Source organism: Mesorhizobium sp. WSM4836 (assembly GCF_055811815.1).
The window spans coordinates 1-15,130 of the sequence record NZ_JBVVQF010000043.1 but is presented as its reverse complement, the minus strand read 5'-3'; the positions used below and the strand labels follow the sequence as shown (position 1 = coordinate 15,130).

General features: G+C 59.1%; 10 protein-coding genes and 2 pseudogenes. 8 read left to right on the top strand and 4 right to left on the bottom strand.

Features of this window, described 5'->3' with window-relative positions; all coding sequences use genetic code 11:
* Positions 1-406: 406 nt before the first annotated feature.
* Positions 407-895 (top strand): annotated as a pseudogene (locus AC0L2P_RS30465) (LLM class flavin-dependent oxidoreductase); the annotation flags it as partial.
* A gap of 9 nt (positions 896-904) precedes the next feature.
* Positions 905-1,184, top strand: a pseudogene (locus tag AC0L2P_RS30460) (transposase); the annotation flags it as partial.
* Positions 1,185-1,490: 306 nt separating this feature from the next.
* On the opposite strand, the gene AC0L2P_RS30455 reads toward AC0L2P_RS30460, so the two are convergent.
* The 3 genes from AC0L2P_RS30455 to AC0L2P_RS30445 all read right to left on the bottom strand — a co-directional run bounded on the left by AC0L2P_RS30455 (position 1,491) and on the right by AC0L2P_RS30445 (position 6,466).
* On the bottom strand, positions 1,491-3,647 hold the full coding sequence (locus AC0L2P_RS30455; protein WP_473506776.1) for a peptidase domain-containing ABC transporter: 2,157 nt from the start codon (positions 3,645-3,647) through the stop codon (positions 1,491-1,493).
* 14 nt (positions 3,648-3,661) lie between these two features.
* The gene (locus AC0L2P_RS30450) at positions 3,662-4,747 is read right to left on the bottom strand and encodes an HlyD family secretion protein (RefSeq protein ID WP_473506775.1); all 1,086 of its coding nucleotides are present in this window, start codon (positions 4,745-4,747) and stop codon (positions 3,662-3,664) included.
* Positions 4,748-6,253: 1,506 nt separating this feature from the next.
* The gene (locus tag AC0L2P_RS30445) at positions 6,254-6,466 is read right to left on the bottom strand and encodes a DUF6650 family protein (RefSeq protein WP_473506773.1); all 213 of its coding nucleotides are present in this window, start codon (positions 6,464-6,466) and stop codon (positions 6,254-6,256) included.
* 856 nt (positions 6,467-7,322) lie between these two features.
* On the opposite strand from AC0L2P_RS30445, the gene AC0L2P_RS30440 reads away from it, so the two are divergent.
* From AC0L2P_RS30440 to tnpC, 5 genes are all read left to right on the top strand, one after another.
* Positions 7,323-9,182, top strand: coding sequence for an ABC transporter ATP-binding protein (locus AC0L2P_RS30440; RefSeq protein ID WP_473506771.1), 1,860 nt, complete (start codon positions 7,323-7,325; stop codon positions 9,180-9,182).
* A gap of 972 nt (positions 9,183-10,154) precedes the next feature.
* Entirely contained in the window at positions 10,155-11,102 is a 948-nt protein-coding gene (locus AC0L2P_RS30435; protein WP_473506769.1) for an omptin family outer membrane protease, read from the top strand.
* A gap of 622 nt (positions 11,103-11,724) precedes the next feature.
* Positions 11,725-12,198, top strand: coding sequence for an IS66-like element accessory protein TnpA (tnpA, locus tag AC0L2P_RS30430; RefSeq protein ID WP_473506767.1), 474 nt, complete (start codon positions 11,725-11,727; stop codon positions 12,196-12,198).
* Positions 12,179-12,532: an IS66 family insertion sequence element accessory protein TnpB gene (gene tnpB / locus AC0L2P_RS30425; protein ID WP_014761846.1), complete on the top strand. Its 354-nt coding sequence runs from the start codon at positions 12,179-12,181 to the stop codon at positions 12,530-12,532. Before tnpA ends, tnpB begins: the two co-directional genes overlap by 20 nt.
* Before the next feature lie 54 nt (positions 12,533-12,586).
* The gene (gene tnpC, locus AC0L2P_RS30420) at positions 12,587-14,158 is read left to right on the top strand and encodes an IS66 family transposase (protein ID WP_473506765.1); all 1,572 of its coding nucleotides are present in this window, start codon (positions 12,587-12,589) and stop codon (positions 14,156-14,158) included.
* A gap of 222 nt (positions 14,159-14,380) precedes the next feature.
* Here the strand turns inward: tnpC and AC0L2P_RS30415 are convergent, their stop codons facing one another.
* The gene (locus AC0L2P_RS30415) at positions 14,381-14,560 is read right to left on the bottom strand and encodes a hypothetical protein (protein WP_473506763.1); all 180 of its coding nucleotides are present in this window, start codon (positions 14,558-14,560) and stop codon (positions 14,381-14,383) included.
* Positions 14,561-14,696: 136 nt separating this feature from the next.
* On the opposite strand from AC0L2P_RS30415, the gene AC0L2P_RS30410 reads away from it, so the two are divergent.
* Positions 14,697-14,918, top strand: coding sequence for a hypothetical protein (locus AC0L2P_RS30410; protein WP_473506761.1), 222 nt, complete (start codon positions 14,697-14,699; stop codon positions 14,916-14,918).
* Positions 14,919-15,130: the final 212 nt, after the last annotated feature.

Below are 15,130 nucleotides of genomic sequence, written 5' to 3'. Positions count from 1 at the left end.
TTGATCTCTTGATCTACTGACCGATGGCAGCAGCGCGAAGTCCTATGCGCTGCGGAGAGAAAGTTTCCGCCGAGCGACGCTTCCGCAGAACCATTTCTTACACCCCAACCAAAATTCGCAATCGACAAAGCCTACTCACTTTATAGACTAATGTCGTGGAGGATGATATGACCTATGTCCATGCCGCGAACACTCGCAAGAGGGCAACACGACCAGGCAGCGTGACGGCGCCCGCGGGCGCCTCAACCAAGATGGCCGCGTACGCGGCTTTTGTACTCTCGTTCGGAGTCGTGTCCGCCATTGTGCTTGGGCTCATCCCCTGAGCGACTTTCCCTTTAATCGCGGAGAGCAGGATCCGATCTTTTCGCCGACGGTGCCGGAACCCCTGAACGAAGGAGGAGATGCGATGTCCATCGAGTTCACTTTCGTCGCCGGTACCCATCCGAACAATCGTTCTGCAGCCAAGCCGTTCTTTTTTGATCCGCAGGCATCCGCGGCAGCCCTAGCACAAGTTGAGGATGCGGGCTTTCAAAGCGTCGTTGGCGCCGCCGGCCTCTTGAGCAACTTCGATCTTGCGGCCAACGCGGCGGCGTTGACCTCGTCGCTTCAGATTGTTCTTACACATTGGGCAGGGGTCGTCGCACCGACGGTGGCGGCACGCCAGCTGGCGTCGCTCGATGCCGCCAGCGGAGGCCGCCTGGCTCTAAGAATTCTGGCCGACGGCGCTGTCGAAGACGACGGCGCTACAGATTCGCATGCTAGCCATATCGCGACCTGCCAGCGGACGGACGAATATTTGAGGCTGTTGAAGAGACTGTGGTCGAATGACAAGCCGTTCGACCATGAGGGGCCGTTCTACAGAGTCCGTGGCGGGTTCGTTCCGAACAAGGGTCTGCGCGGCCCGCATCTCGCCGCCGACCGAACCTCCTGCACAAGAGCGACGGCCAACCAGTTCCGGCTGTTCCTGCATGCCGGCCGCCTACTGGCTTATGTGGGGCCTGCGCGCCCCGATGCCGAAGCGCTCGAGCTTTGCAGTCGCCCAATTCGACACGCTGCGACTGCGCCTCATCAAGATCGCCGCGCGCATGGTCGAGATGAAAACCCAGATCCGCCTGCACCTGCCGACTTCCTGCCCGGACCAGCGCATCCTGCGCATCGTGCTTGATCGGATCCCGCGCTCGTGACGTAGCCGATGGGGTGCCAACGCCCCGAAACGAACCCGCCCACCGCAACCTGCAAACCCCCGCTTTCCATCACGACAGATCACCGCCGGCGCCCAAGCAGCTTGTCAAAAAGAACCGAAACGGCGACCAGATCACCACTTCAGGCCGCCAAACGTCCAGCCCCGTGCATAAAGCCGGCTAACTCGTCGACGGATCGGACCGCGGCACACCCACGAGGTTGAAACTAAACGACGGCGACATATTTCGCCGCTGCTGTTCTATGCCTCCCTGCCCCAAAATTCTGCCATGCCCCTCACCTGAAGCTGTTTAGCTGGATCCGGTTTGCGCCCGCCACAAGCGAGCGTAAATTCCTTCAGCTGTCAGCAGATCAGCATGCCTCCCCTCCGCAACAACCCGCCCCTTGTCCAAGACCACTATTTTGTCGGCGCAACGGATGGTGCTGAGTCGATGAGAGATGATGACGATGGTCTTGCCGCCCCGACGCAGATCCTCAACCACTCGCAGGACAAACGCCTCGGCGACCGAGTCGAGAGAGGAGGTTGCTTCGTCGAGGATCAGGATCTCCGGATCCCGGTACAGAGCCCGAGCCAACGAAAGGCGCTGCTTCTCGCCCCCGGAGAGGCGTACGCCGTTCTCGCCTAGATAGGCCTGGAAGCCACCGGGCCAGCGCTCGATCACCTCCCGCAGCCCTGTTTGATCGCAGATTTGGAGGATCTTTTCGATGTCCGGCTCGAACTCGCCAAGGGCGATGTTGTCGATCACCGAGCCCGAGAACACGTCGATCGATTGCGGCACCGCAGCGACAACCTTGCGCAGGGATACGGTCGACAGGTCCTGGAGGGCATAACGGCCGATCCGGATGTGTCCACCCTCAAGCGGGTAGACATTCTGCAGCAGCGCCGCAAGGGTGCTCTTGCCCGAGCCGCTCTCTCCCACCACCGCTGTCATTTCCCCCCGGCGGAAGGTGACGCTGAGATCCTCGAAAAGCTCGAGCTGGCTACCATAGCGGAAGGTGACCTTCTCCAGGTGGATGTCGCCAATGTCGGATTTGTCGGCATCGATGCCGCCACCGCTTTCCGGCTCCAGGTCGAAGATCTCGAACAGGCGATCCGCCGCGATAAAAGCATCCTGAACGATCCGGTTGGTCTGGATCAGACTGGCAATCGGCCGGGTGATATAGCCCAGCAAGGTATAGCAGGAGAGTAATTCGCCAGGCGTGACGGTTTGATCGAGGGCAAGTGTCGTTCCGAACCACATCAACACGATGGTGAACAGAGTTGCGAGGAATGTCGAGGTGCTGTCTCCGAAGATCGAGATCAGGCCGGAGCTGTAGACGGAGTGCAGCATCTTGATGAAGCGGGTCTCCACCTTGAAGTTGGCGAAGCTCTCCATGCCGGAGGTCTTGATTGTGGAGACAGCACCGAGTGATTCCACCAGTTGTGTCTCTAATTCGGCAGCGTTCTCCATTACGGCGCGCTGACGATTCCTATTCAGCCGGTTGATGATCCAATAGACCGAGAGGTACAAGGGGATGGAGACCGCCACGACCAAGGCGATCTTCCACGAGTAGATGAACATCAGCCCTAACGAGAAAAGTACCGTTAGCACGTCAACGAACATGTTGATCGAGACGTCGTTCAGGAAGCTCCTGATCTTCACCGCGTCATTCATGCGGGAAATGATTTCGCCCATGCGCATGCTGTCGAAGAACTTCTGAGGCAGGCTTAGGATGTGATTGTAGTAGCCGAGGATCAGGTGGACGTCGATCTTCTGCCCCGTTTGCAGGACGAGCCGGTTTCTGAGGAGATTGATTAGGATCTGCACAACCAAGATCAAGAGCATGGCGACGCTCATCAGGTTGAGCAGATTGCGGTTGCCCGCTGTAATCACATGGTCGACGATCTTCTGAACGTAAATGGCCGTCGAGAGGCCAAGGATCGTCGTGACCAGCGCCCCCGCGAGAGCCTGCGCCATCGCCGCCTTGTGTGGCGCAAGCAGACGCGCGAAACGACCTAGGGGTGAGGTGGTCTCGTCGCGGCGCTTGAAGGTGTCTGCGGGAACCAGGAGCACCAGGGCGCCAGTCCATTGCTTTTTGAATTCCTCGTGCGCCAGCTTGCGGATTTCACCATAGGCTGGGTCCATGACGGTGACCCATCTGGCGTCGATCGCCTGGATTACGACGAAGTGGTGCAGGACCTCCTTGACGATGACGTGCGCGATGGCGGGCTTGGGAATCTTGTATAGGCTGTCGAAGCCGCCCTTTACCCCCTTGGCAACGAAGCCCAGCTTCCGGGCCGCTTCCATGAGGCCCAGCACAGTGGTGCCGGAGCGGCCGGTCGAGGCATACTGGCGGATCCGCGACAATGGCAGCTTGTAGCCATAAAAGGCCGCGACAGAAGCAAGGCTGGCGGCCCCGCAATCCGCGATGTCGCGCTGCTTGAACTTGATGACCTTGCTCGACATAGCGGCTCGCTGGATCAGTGGCTCGCCAGGAGCGGATTGAGCCAATCGTCGACCTCGTTGTACAGGAGTTCCAGGACAGTGCGGTCGCCCAGGAGGAAGCGGGCCCGCACGGTCATGCCTTTCTTCAGGTTACCGATGACCCCGTGCTTGAGGGCGAGATGGCGGCGAGAGAGCGCGCAGCGGACCTTGAAGACCGGGGTCCCGTCGTGCAGGGTGAAGTCGTGCGCCACGTCGAGCACCGTCGCGTCAATGACACCCCATTGATTGTAGTTGAAGGCATCCACTTGGAGACGCACCGACTGGCCGGGGCGCACAAACCCGATGTCGTTGGGGGAAACGAAGATTTCCGCCACCAGTTCACCATCCGGCGAAACCCAAGCGACGGTTTGCCCGGCCTGGACGTAGCTGCTGGAAGTGAGGCCCGAGAATTGCTCGAGAGCGCCTGCCACGGGGGCTCGAATGCGTGTGAGATCCCGTTCGTTCTCCAGTTGATGCAAGTCGGCCGTGAGCTCCTTGCGCCGTAGATTGACATCAAAAAGCTGCTGGTTCCATTCGGCGGATTTGCGCCGCGCGAGGATCTCGCCCTGAACCTCAAGCGTCTGAAGGGCGAAAGCCTTTTCCTCAACAGCCTTTGGGGGCGCTACAGCAGCGGAGAGCAGTCGCTTAGCACGCTCGAGTTCCGCGGCGGCATTACTGCGGGCATATCTGTTCTCCCGCAGCAGGTTGAGGAAATGTGCGTGCTCGGCTGTGGCGGACGCGGTCAAGAGGCGGATCGGGTCGTCGGCTTGCGTGCCGGAGGAGATCAGCGTTTCGAGATCACGGGCAAGATCACTCTTTGCGTGAAGATCGCCTGTAAGCGCCTTGAGCTTTTCCTGAATAACCTCATCATCGAGGGCGAGGATCTCTTGCCCCTGAGCAACCGGATCGTTTTCAACTGCAAGGATGCGGGAGATGCGTCCGGAGACGGGTGCGACTAGGGGCGTCTTCTCGATGGTGGGTCGAATAATACCGGCACTTTGGAAAGACACTGTTACTGTGATGAAAGGTAGTGATCCCAGGGCCGCAGCCACGGAGAGCACAATAAGCTTGTAGATGATCAAAGACCTCTCGGATCCTCGAGACAGGATGCTTTCTGCCGTGCAGTTGGAAAGCTCAGGGATCAGCGGGACATTGGCCACAGTCTCGCCGGCTACAATGATTTTGATCTATGGTGTTGCCCATCATCCACCAGGCCTCGGGTGCCTAATACACCGACCAATCCTACAGCAGAAACTGCGGCTGTTAACGAAAGCCCGGAAGTTGATGATCCCGCTTCTCGGGTTAACGCGGTCAAGCCGGATACTGATTTGTCGGTATTCACTGCGTTCCTTTTTCAAAATATTCAATCGTGAATGTCGATAAATTAGTCTGCCGCTTGGCAGCACTCCCCGCACCTAAGCGGACAATACCGATGCCGACCACGCAAAAAGAGGCCAAAAAAGGCGTTCTATTCCCAACCCAACTAAGAGTGCGTCGATCGAACATCACGTGTCAAACTTGACTAACCAACCCACAGTTGCCTGGAGATGACCAAGGCCAACTCCAGGAATTCGCTAACATTCTGGATCTCGTTTAACGGTGCTTAAAATACATCACTGCGTATGCTACAGCTAATCCTAACGAAACAATTCCGCTAACTATTGCCGTCAGAAACAACCACCCTCCGGAGGTTGCACATGCTTCTTCGCGCGTTAACTCGGTCACACCGTAGGCTTGCATATCAGTTTTCATTTTTTCTCCTTTCCTAGAGCTTGAAATCACGGGAGCAGTAATGCGGCAGCGTGTGCCGCCGCACAAGGAGATCAGCAAAGGTCGTGCCAACTGTCCAGGAAACCCCAAACAGCGCTTATGCATCGTTAGAGGCTTGGTTGCGAACGCGGCTACACACCAGGCCGAACATCACCATGTCGCGAATTCGACAAACCCGACAACCCGACAACAGCCTACCGAAGGTCGTTCTGATCGTCTGGAGAGGATGCTCTCTCCAGTGTAGCTGGATACGTCAGGGGAAGTAAGATATTGTTCGCTAGCCCAGCTAGTGACCAGTAAGGCGCTCTGGCGCTGTCTTCGCTAGCTATTGACTGCCGCTATTATAGTAATGACGGCAATGTATAACCAGAAAAGCCACCCACCAGAAGTTGAGGATGCCTCTTCCCGAGTTAGCTCAGTCACCCCATACACAGACATATCGGTATTCATCGTTTTCTCCTTGTAGAACAGCCAGACCAGTCAAGGTCGACTGTCGGACGGCAGATCGCCGCCGTGCAATGAGAACATCAAGACTCGTGCCAACTGCGAGGAAAATCCAGAAAAAGCCATTTCGTCCAGCGGCTAAGGTGATAGTGAGGAGATGGCCGGCGGCCATCCGGACGCAACGGCTTGTATACCCCTGATCGTCGGGAAAAGATGCGCTCTGCGTTGTCGCAGGCTTTCAGGAGGAAGCAAGATGTTCCTCATGTCGAAGTGCCGGTAGTGCTCGCGCTGATCATCGTGGAACTGGCGTCCAGGCTCTCGGATCGCGCGGATGGGCGTGACTGCGAGAGCATCGGCTGACAGGGGCCTGGATGTTATTTGGTGCATTCCTCGCGTATTTGGTGGATCGAATGCTCCACTTCAGCCTCGGTCTCCATATCGAACGGATTGTAGAGGACGCGGCGATCTTCGAGGAATACGAGGAACCGGCGCACGGATCTCACCTTCGGCGGGCCGGCGTCTGACCATTGGAGGCCACCTAGCGGCGCGCTGATACCAGTAATGCGCCGCGCGGTTTCGGCCGTCACTTTGCCGCTTCTCTTAACCAGCTTGGCACTCGTCCCTCCTATTCGAGTTCGCTATCGAGCACCTGCGTGACGCTCAAACCTTCTGACATTGCTTGATCAGTCATGCTTTTGATCCGATCGTAGTTTTCAAGGAAGACGACGTAATGCCGATTCGACCGAAATGCCCGATGCAAACATCAGTCCGTGAGGGAATGTCGCTTCCCCGCAGATAATCGGCAACCGGTCGCTCGATCGCGCGACGCGCGGGATCAGTTCTTCCGTGAACCAGCAGGTCGATCTCCGAAGTAAAGAGATTGCGGTGGCTATCGCGAACCCATGGCTGGCGCAGCAAGCATGAGCGCGCGCTCTTCAGCAATCACCCTTGTCGGGATCCGGTGAGGATCGAATTCGGCTCGGGTGCGACGATTACATGCGAGTTCCATTTGCTCTTCCCGAGCGTGTCTATAGGTGACCTTCTTGTGTCCGAAACTGAATAAGAATCGGAGCCCCACTGGCAGGCCATCACAGCCAGGCACCGGCGGGTGAGCAAGCGGTGGATCGCAAACGGAGCGCAATCCGGCATGCAAATTGCTTTGATGAACTTCGTAAGCGAGACGTTGACAGGGCGTCGCGGAGGACCGGGTAATCAACCAGGAGCGTGCTCGATGCCCGCAATGAGACGGCCAGAACAGGACGATGAACCCAGCCACACTTCGGGAGCTGGACCGCTAAAGCCAGCCGCGGCGCTTCCTCGTAGATCACGCCTCCTCTGCCAAGCCGGTTGGCGTCCACAGCTTGGCCGTTCAGGTGGCGCGAGCGCGGTCGCACTCCTCCGATGCGCCGCACCCATTCTTCCGATCAGCCGGTTTGACCCGTCATGTCGCCTTTGCATTGCATCTATCGCTACTTTGAGACGCTTATCCGCCCGCTGGATATCCCCTACGCGCCGTTGCCGGCAACAGGTCCGTTTGCGCTGCTTTTGCATTTCGCACGCATGTTCCGCGGCGTGCTGGGGGCCATCGCCGTCTTCATGATGGCGGTCGAGGGAATCAACCTCGCGGTAATCTGGGGCATGTCTATCATTGTGGACGGGGTGAGCACGAACGGTGCGGCGGTTTTCCTTGAGGAAGCTTGGCCTACGCTTACGTGCCTCGGGCTGCTAATGTTCCCCGTGCAACCGCTGCTGAGGTTCTTCGCCAAAACGTTGGATTCCCAGGTAGTGTCCGTATGCATGCCCGCGGCTATGCAATGGCAGGGCTACAAGGCGGTCGAACGTCAGGACCTTGCTTTCTTCCACGATCTCTTCGCCGGCCAGGTGGCGTCGCGCATTTCGCAACTCGCCTCCGCGGTGCAGCAGCAGATCGTCGTAGCGTCTTACAGCATACCGTATTTTCTCGTGCAGTTTCTCGGTTCGCTTTCGCTGCTTGCCATGCTGTCCTGGCCGCTGGCGCTTCCGGTCCTGTTTTGGATCGTGGCGAACGTCGCTGTCGCGGTTGCGGCAGTGCCTCATTTTTCCCTCCGGTCCCGCCACTCTGCCCGCGCGCACAGCCTCGTCATCGGCGCCCGGACCGACCTCTATAGCAACATCCATCTGGTCAAGCTGTTTGCGGCCGAAGACAGCGAGGCGGGCGCAATGCGCACCATCATGGGAGATGCCATTGAGACGCAGCACCTTGAACGGCGCATTCACCTAACAACCGACACCAGCGTCTTCTTGCTGAACGTTGTTCTTTCGCTCACCAACATCGCCGTGGGTCTGTGGGGACTCGTGGGCGGTTTTGTCACCACCGGCCAGTTTGTTGCTTCAATAGCAATCATTCAGCGGCTCAGCGCCAACTCCCTGGCCTTTCTCCAGCTAGGGCAGCAGATATTCCAGGCTGTGGGCACGATACGCGACGCGATGCCGGTCATCACCACGCCTCCAACGGTAATCGACGCCCCCGGAGCCAGGCCGCTGGCCGTGGTCGGCGGCACGGTCGAGTTCAGGGATGTCAGGTTCGAATACCGTCAAGGAAAAGGGGTAATCGAGAATCTATCGCTCAGGGTCCGCGCCGGCGAGAAGGTCGGGCTCGTCGGCATGTCGGGGGCTGGCAAGTCGACTCTAATCAGCCTGCTTTTGCGGTTCTTCGATGTAAACGATGGCGCAATCGTCGTCGACGGCCAGGATATCCGTTCCGTAACGCAGGCAAGCCTGCGTGAGAATATCGGGGTCGTTGCCCAGGATGTCTCGTTGCTCCATCGCTCTGTCGGGGACAATATCCGTTACGGCCGGCCGGATGCCTCGCCGGAGGAGGTCGAACGCGCCGCAATGCTGGCCGATGCGGACGGTTTCGTGGCAGATCTCAAGGACAGCGAAAACCGCACCGGCTACGATGCTTTCGTCGGCGACCGCGGGGTGAAGCTTTCCGGCGGCCAGCGTCAGCGGGTCGCCATCGCTCGGGTCCTGCTTAAGGACGCGCCAATCCTCCTTCTGGACGAGGCGACTTCCGCCCTGGACAGTGAAGCCGAGGCGGCGGTCCAAGGAAAACTCGAGCTTCTCATGGAGGGCAAGACGGTGATCGCGATTGCCCACCGCCTGTCGACGATTGCCAGCATGGACAGGATTGTCGTGCTCGACAAAGGGCGCATCGTCGAGGAGGGCTCCCCCTCGGAGCTACTCAAAAGCGACGGCCTTTATGCCCGCCTGTGGCGGCGGCAGGCCGGCGGCCACATTGCCGACACTTCCGAGGAGAGATAAGCCGACTGGAAGGTCGTTCGTCACGGCTCCGCGCTGCTCGCATTGCTTGGCTGTTGTCGTAGAGAGCGGGCATGTTCGCGTGTAGACAAATCTCGGCTTTCGCCGCCTCCGTCGCGAATGGGTGGGAATGGGCGACGAGATGCCACAAGAGCTCTTCGGTTCTATCGCGAGAAGCTGACCGTCCGCCGCCGTGCCGATGCTGGTGCCGCCGAGTCTTAAGCAGTGGTGATCGCTCGACTTCGTCTCCGACCGTTCCACATCCTCACTGTCGTCGACGATTGGACGCGGGACACAAAGCGCGCTGCTGAGGCGGTGCCCGAACGTGCAGGGACACAGAAGCTTACGATACGAGGGGTGAGCCGAGTCGAAAAACGCATTGGAAACTCCGTCTGGTGCAACCCGGACCGGGTCACAAGGAGTGGTACAAAGAGTTGGGTGGCGCAATACCGCTGGTTAATTGCGCCGGTGCTATCGCGGCCTCTGGTCCGCAACGGCGCAGGCAACGTGCCGAGGAGCAGGGGTGCATGGCAGACTGCCCCTCGGCTCGACGTCGCCATGCTCGACAGACTTCGGGAATTGGGGTCAGGGAAAGCATGACCGGCAGGGCCGGGGCGTGTGCGCCGCGGGACTACCGATGTCTCGCCGACCGGTTTGACGACGCCACTGCAATTCGCTCCACAACGGGGTCGCGAGCCGAAATTCAACCAGGCCGTTCGCCCTAAAATTGATCCAGCTCATGGCAGCCCACCGCTACCCATGTAGAACGGGCAACGAGCGCGGTGCGCACCGACAAAGGGCAATGACCAAAGCCGTCCCCGACATCGCATCGGAGTTCAACGTCTTTGCACCAATGCCCAGGAATGGTCGACGCGACAAACAACTCCCCGCGAACGGGCGCTGAGAGCCGCCGACGTTTAACGGAAAAATCACAACGGGCTATCCCGATCCTTGGGAGGCCAAGGAGGCCGCTCCATGAATCGCTGCACATCATCAGTTGCAATTCTTGCTTTGGGCACCTTCTGCACATGGTCGGCCGTCGCCACGGCAGCGGATCGGACCATCTATTCAGCGCCCGACAAGAGCTTCGTGTTTCTTGGCGGCGTCGGCTACACGTGGCTCAAGGCCAACGAGCTTGTCTACGAGGGGGGCAATCGTATCAGCAAATTGATTTGGGAAACCAACGCGCCGGTTCTAACGGCCGGCCTCAAGGCTGACGTCATAAACGGCTGGACCTTTTCAGCCAACGCCGTGGTAGGTTTCTCTGGCAACAGCCACATGGTAGATTATGATTGGTTGGCATTGGCGCCGAGAGTAGATTGGTCGGATCAGTCGATCCACCCCGACACTGACCTTGACCGCTACATCAACCTTGACCTCGCAACAGGCCGAGACTTGGTGATCAACCATGTCACGACCATCAACCTGCATGGCGGCTTCAAATACACCAACATGCAGTGGAGTGCCTATGGCGGTTCGTACATACATAGTAAGAAACGCTTCCGCGACACTCGCGGTAAGTTCCAGGACGGCCGACCGGTCGTCGATTACGAACAGCGCTGTCCGGGCGTTTTCCTTGGTGCGGAATCGATCACAAAATTCGGCAATTGGACGCTCTCGGGTCTCCGCGGCGGCGTTTCGATCAACCCAAGCGATATTGACCATCACTGGCCGAGTACGGTGTACGAAGACGACTTCCGTACCATTCCCTTCATCTCGCTCGGCGCCAAGGCTGATTGTCAAATCACCGACCGCGCTAGCCTCTTCCTAGCCGGCAATTTCGATGAGTACTTCCGCGCGAAAGGCGATGCGACAGAGTACGACATCCCGACGGGCGCCCGAAGCAGCACGACCTTCAAAGATGGCGCTGGCATGGACTTCTATGCCTTCACCATGTCGGCCGGCTTCAAGCTGACGTTTTGAGCGCAATCGCGTCTGACGCTGAGCACATACGTGACGCCAGTCCGCCATCTGCTCGCGGATCGTGCCTATAGCTCGATCGGGGCTTCCGCGATGCCCTCGTCCAGCACGGCATCACCCCTTGATTCCGGCTCATGCGAAGCAAACTATAACTACGATCCGGTTCTCTACCGCCAACGTCACAAGATCGATAACACCTTCGCTCACCTCAAGCACTGGCGACGCATTCATACCCCATACGGGCCTCAACAACCGCAAGGTCGGCGCACGGCCGCTTGGATGTTTTCAAAGGTCGCGAACGGCCCGGCAAGGTGTCCGCCCCTTTACGCCTGCGATCATTCCCGTTCCCCATTGTCTTGCCGACCCACCAGTCGAGATGCTCTGAAACGACCTCGCAGGGCAGCAACTTATTCATTCGATGTGTCCTCCCAGGAATTGTTCATTTGCTGGAAGGAGGGTGGACTGCTCGTGCTCTGAGCGGGCGGCTGCCGGACTACATGGTGCCGTCGGCCTTCCTGCGGCTGGATGGGCTGCCGCTTGAGCGTAAGCGCGAATTTCCCCGCACCTTTTGCCATTGAGTGGGTTGATGCATGAGGTGTCCACCAAAATAGGTGGACACCAAGTTATGGAAGAAGATGAGCAGAAACTGCGGGTGAGGCTTGTCGGTCGGAACGGGCGACGCCGATACGACCCCGCATCGAAGGACCGTCTTGTCGCGGCCTGCCTTGAGCCTGGTGTGTCGGTATCGAGGCTTGCGCTCGAACATGGGGTCAATGCGAACCTTCTTCGGAAGTGGATAAAGAAGCGCACGCAACCCCAATCCCTCCCGCCGTCCTCATCGCCGGCGTTTATCCCGGTTCAGATTGAAAGTGCTGCCGATCGGGGCCTGCCGCGACAGAGTAGCATGGCTGTGATGGATTTGCCGGGGACCTGTGATGAAGTGCGTGGGTCGGCCTCGAAAAGGACTGCATCTTTTCCCTCCCCAGCCAAGGTGAGTGCGTCGCTGCCGAACGGCGTGAAGTTGACGCTGGAATGCGGTGATGTGGAGGCATTGGCGGCGATCATCGGGGCACTGGGTCATGTTCAGACTGGGCGCTGACCTGAAAGTCTACCTGCACCGCGAGCCGATCGACTTCAGGGCCGGTATCAACAGCCTTGCGGTCCTTGTTCAGGAGACGATGGCGCTCGATCCGTTTGCGCCGGCGGTCTTTGCATTCTGTAATCGCCGTCGTGACCGGATGAAGCTCCTGTTCTTCGACCGATCTGGCTTTGTGCTGGTCCTGAAGCGGCTGACCGAGGACAAGTTCCGGTGGCCGCGGCGCGAGGCAGCGGTGGTCACGCTTACGACCGAGCAATTGCACTGGATTCTCGACGGCATCGATATCGATGCGATGGTCCGCCATCCGGTGCGACAATATCAGGTTGCAGGCTGACGGCTCCAGAATTGTACGGTTGACGCGGCGGCATGCTTTCGATTCAAGAATCCGATGAATCGAACCGGCGAACCGACTGTTGAAGAGCTGATGGCGCGTATTGCTGCGCTGCAGGCGCAGAACCATCAACTCACAGAGCGCGTCGTCAAACTCGAGGAAGAGCTGGCGCTTGCACGGCTGCATCGTTTTGCGCCGAAGAGCGAAAAGCACATTGACCGCCTCTTCAATGAAGCCGAACAGGTTGCCGATGAGGATGACGCCGATGGCGAAGATGACGATGTCGCCGACCTTCCGGATACTGGATTGCCAAGGGTCGAAAGCAAGACCGCAAAGAAGCGTGGCCGCAAGGCCTTGCCGGAAAACCTGCCGCGCGAGCGGGTCGAGTATGACCTTCCGGACGCCCAGAAGGCTTGTCCTTGCTGCCGTCACCAGATGCATCGCATGGGTGAGACCGTTACCGAGCAACTTCATATCGAGGTGAAGGCGAAGGTCCTGCAGAATGTGCGGTTCAAATATGCTTGTCGTCATTGCGACCGCACCGGAATCAACACGCCGGTCGTGACCGCGCCGATGCCCGCACAACCCTTGCCGGGCAGCATCGCCACGGCATCGACGCTGGCCTTCGCGCTCGTTCATAAATATGTCGACGGCACACCGCTCTACCGCCTGGCGCAGGCATTCGAGCGCGCCGGCGTTCCTGTCAGCCGTGGCGCTCTGGGGCACTGGGTGATCGGTTCGAGCGAAAAGCATCTCTCCCGCATCTATGACGTCCTGAAGCTGCGGCTCAGATCGCAGCCCCTCATCCATGGGGACGAGACCACGGTCCAGGTGCTGAAGGAAATGGACAGAGAGGCCGCCAGCACCTCGTACATGTGGGCATACCGGAGCGGCGAGGACAGTGACGAGCCGATCGTGCTGCTCGATTATCAGCCGGGTCGCGGCCAGATACACCCGCAGACCTTCTTGGGCGATTACCGCGGCATGGTGATCAGCGACGGCTATTCCGCCTGGCGCACGCTGGAAGGGGCAACGCATCTTGGATGCATGGCCCATTCGAGGCGGCGCTTCGTCGATGCCCTAAAGGCGAGGAAGAAAGGCGGCGGGCCGCCGGAACAGGCGCTCCGGTTCTTCGAACAGCTCTATCGGGTTGAAAGGCAGGCCCGGAACGAAATCCCCGATGAAGGCGAAACGCAAGATAACTGCATTCGCCGCTTCCGCCTGCAACATAGTGTCCCCATCCTCCATGCTCTCAAGGGATGGCTCGACGACATCGCCCCAAAGGTCTTGCCGGACAGCAAGCTCGGCGACGCCGTCTCCTACACCCTGAACCAATGGGAATATCTGACTCGTTACACCGAGGACGGCAGCATGCCGATCGACAATAATCTTCTCGAGCGTGACATCAGACTCTTTGCCACTGGCCGGAAAAGTTGGCTCTTCAGCGATACCGTCGACGGAGCCAGGGCCAGCGCCGTCATCTACAGCCTGATGTTGACCTGCCGCGCCTGTGGTGTCGAGCCGTTAGCGTGGCTGCGCCACGTCCTCACTGAACTACCTCAGCGCCCCGAGAACGTAGCCATCGACGATCTCCTGCCCTTCAACTTCGCCAAAACCGCTGCAGCCTGATCCGCCGGACGCGCCCGTCTGAAAGCGACCGTCGTTGAAAGGGCGGTGTCAACGTGCGGGGAAATGAGCGCTTACGCTTGAGCTGTCCTGGATGTAGCTTCCATGATTTACATCGGCGGCAGCTATTTCGGAATGGCCGCCCTCCGGCAGTTCCGCCGCGCCCGCGCCAAGTTCTGGTGATCGATGCCGGGCTGCGGCGGAACCGTTTTGCCATCCATTCGCCTACTTTCCTGTCCCAGGACGGCGGCGATCCGAACGGTCGCGCAGATCGAGCTGGCGGTCGGCGCTGCTTTGTGGGCCGTCCTCGCGGATCACCTGGACGGGGTAGTCGCCAGGAGAACCCGAAACCGTGCCGGACATGGCGAAATTTGGCAAGAGCCTCGACGGGTTCGGCGACATCATCTACGGAGCCATCCTTTCCGCGATCGTCCTCGTGCAGCTAATAGCGCATCTCTCGTCTCCTTCTTCGTTGCGACGGCGCTATTGATTGCCGGCGCCGTTCGCCTGAGCTATTCGCGAACTTCGGAAATGTTTCGGCGTGTCGCTGTCCTACGACATTCCCTTGATGGCCGCCCTGGTTCTCGTCCAGCCCATGTCCGCGTCGTTTTTCCTGCCGGCCGTGAACATCGTCTTCGCTCTTTTGAGCGTTGCCCACGTCGCCTCGGTTCGCGTGCCATCGCCGAACCGGGCCATGTACCTGGCGATCACGCTCTTCGCGGTGATTGCGTCGGTCATCCTCATTCACCGGGGGGCAATTTGATGCCGGGTGGCAGACGGTCTACTGGTGGTTCCGGCGCTTTGTACGGCTGATGCTGTTTCGCACGATCCCCAACATCGCCCTGCGGACGACCGCGAGCGGGCCGGGCACAACCTCATCCGGAAAGGCGCCGCGAGACTCTGAGCGGTAGACCGCTGGCCAAACCAAGTGCCCTATTCGCAAACCACACGGTATCGCTTGCCGGACTCGCTGAC

Excerpts from the sequence above, each read along its gene's own strand:
- AC0L2P_RS30455 (WP_473506776.1), bottom strand. The coding sequence starts at position 3,647 with ATGTCGAGCAAGGTCATCAAGTTCAAGCAGCGCGACATCGCGGATTGC.
- AC0L2P_RS30440 (WP_473506771.1), top strand. The coding sequence starts at position 7,323 with ATGTCGCCTTTGCATTGCATCTATCGCTACTTTGAGACGCTTATCCGC.
- AC0L2P_RS30435 (WP_473506769.1), top strand. The coding sequence starts at position 10,155 with ATGAATCGCTGCACATCATCAGTTGCAATTCTTGCTTTGGGCACCTTC.
- tnpC (WP_473506765.1), top strand. The coding sequence starts at position 12,587 with ATGAATCGAACCGGCGAACCGACTGTTGAAGAGCTGATGGCGCGTATT.
- AC0L2P_RS30415 (WP_473506763.1), bottom strand. The coding sequence starts at position 14,560 with ATGATGTCGCCGAACCCGTCGAGGCTCTTGCCAAATTTCGCCATGTCC.
- tnpB (WP_014761846.1), top strand. The coding sequence starts at position 12,179 with ATGTTCAGACTGGGCGCTGACCTGAAAGTCTACCTGCACCGCGAGCCG.
- tnpA (WP_473506767.1), top strand. The coding sequence starts at position 11,725 with ATGGAAGAAGATGAGCAGAAACTGCGGGTGAGGCTTGTCGGTCGGAAC.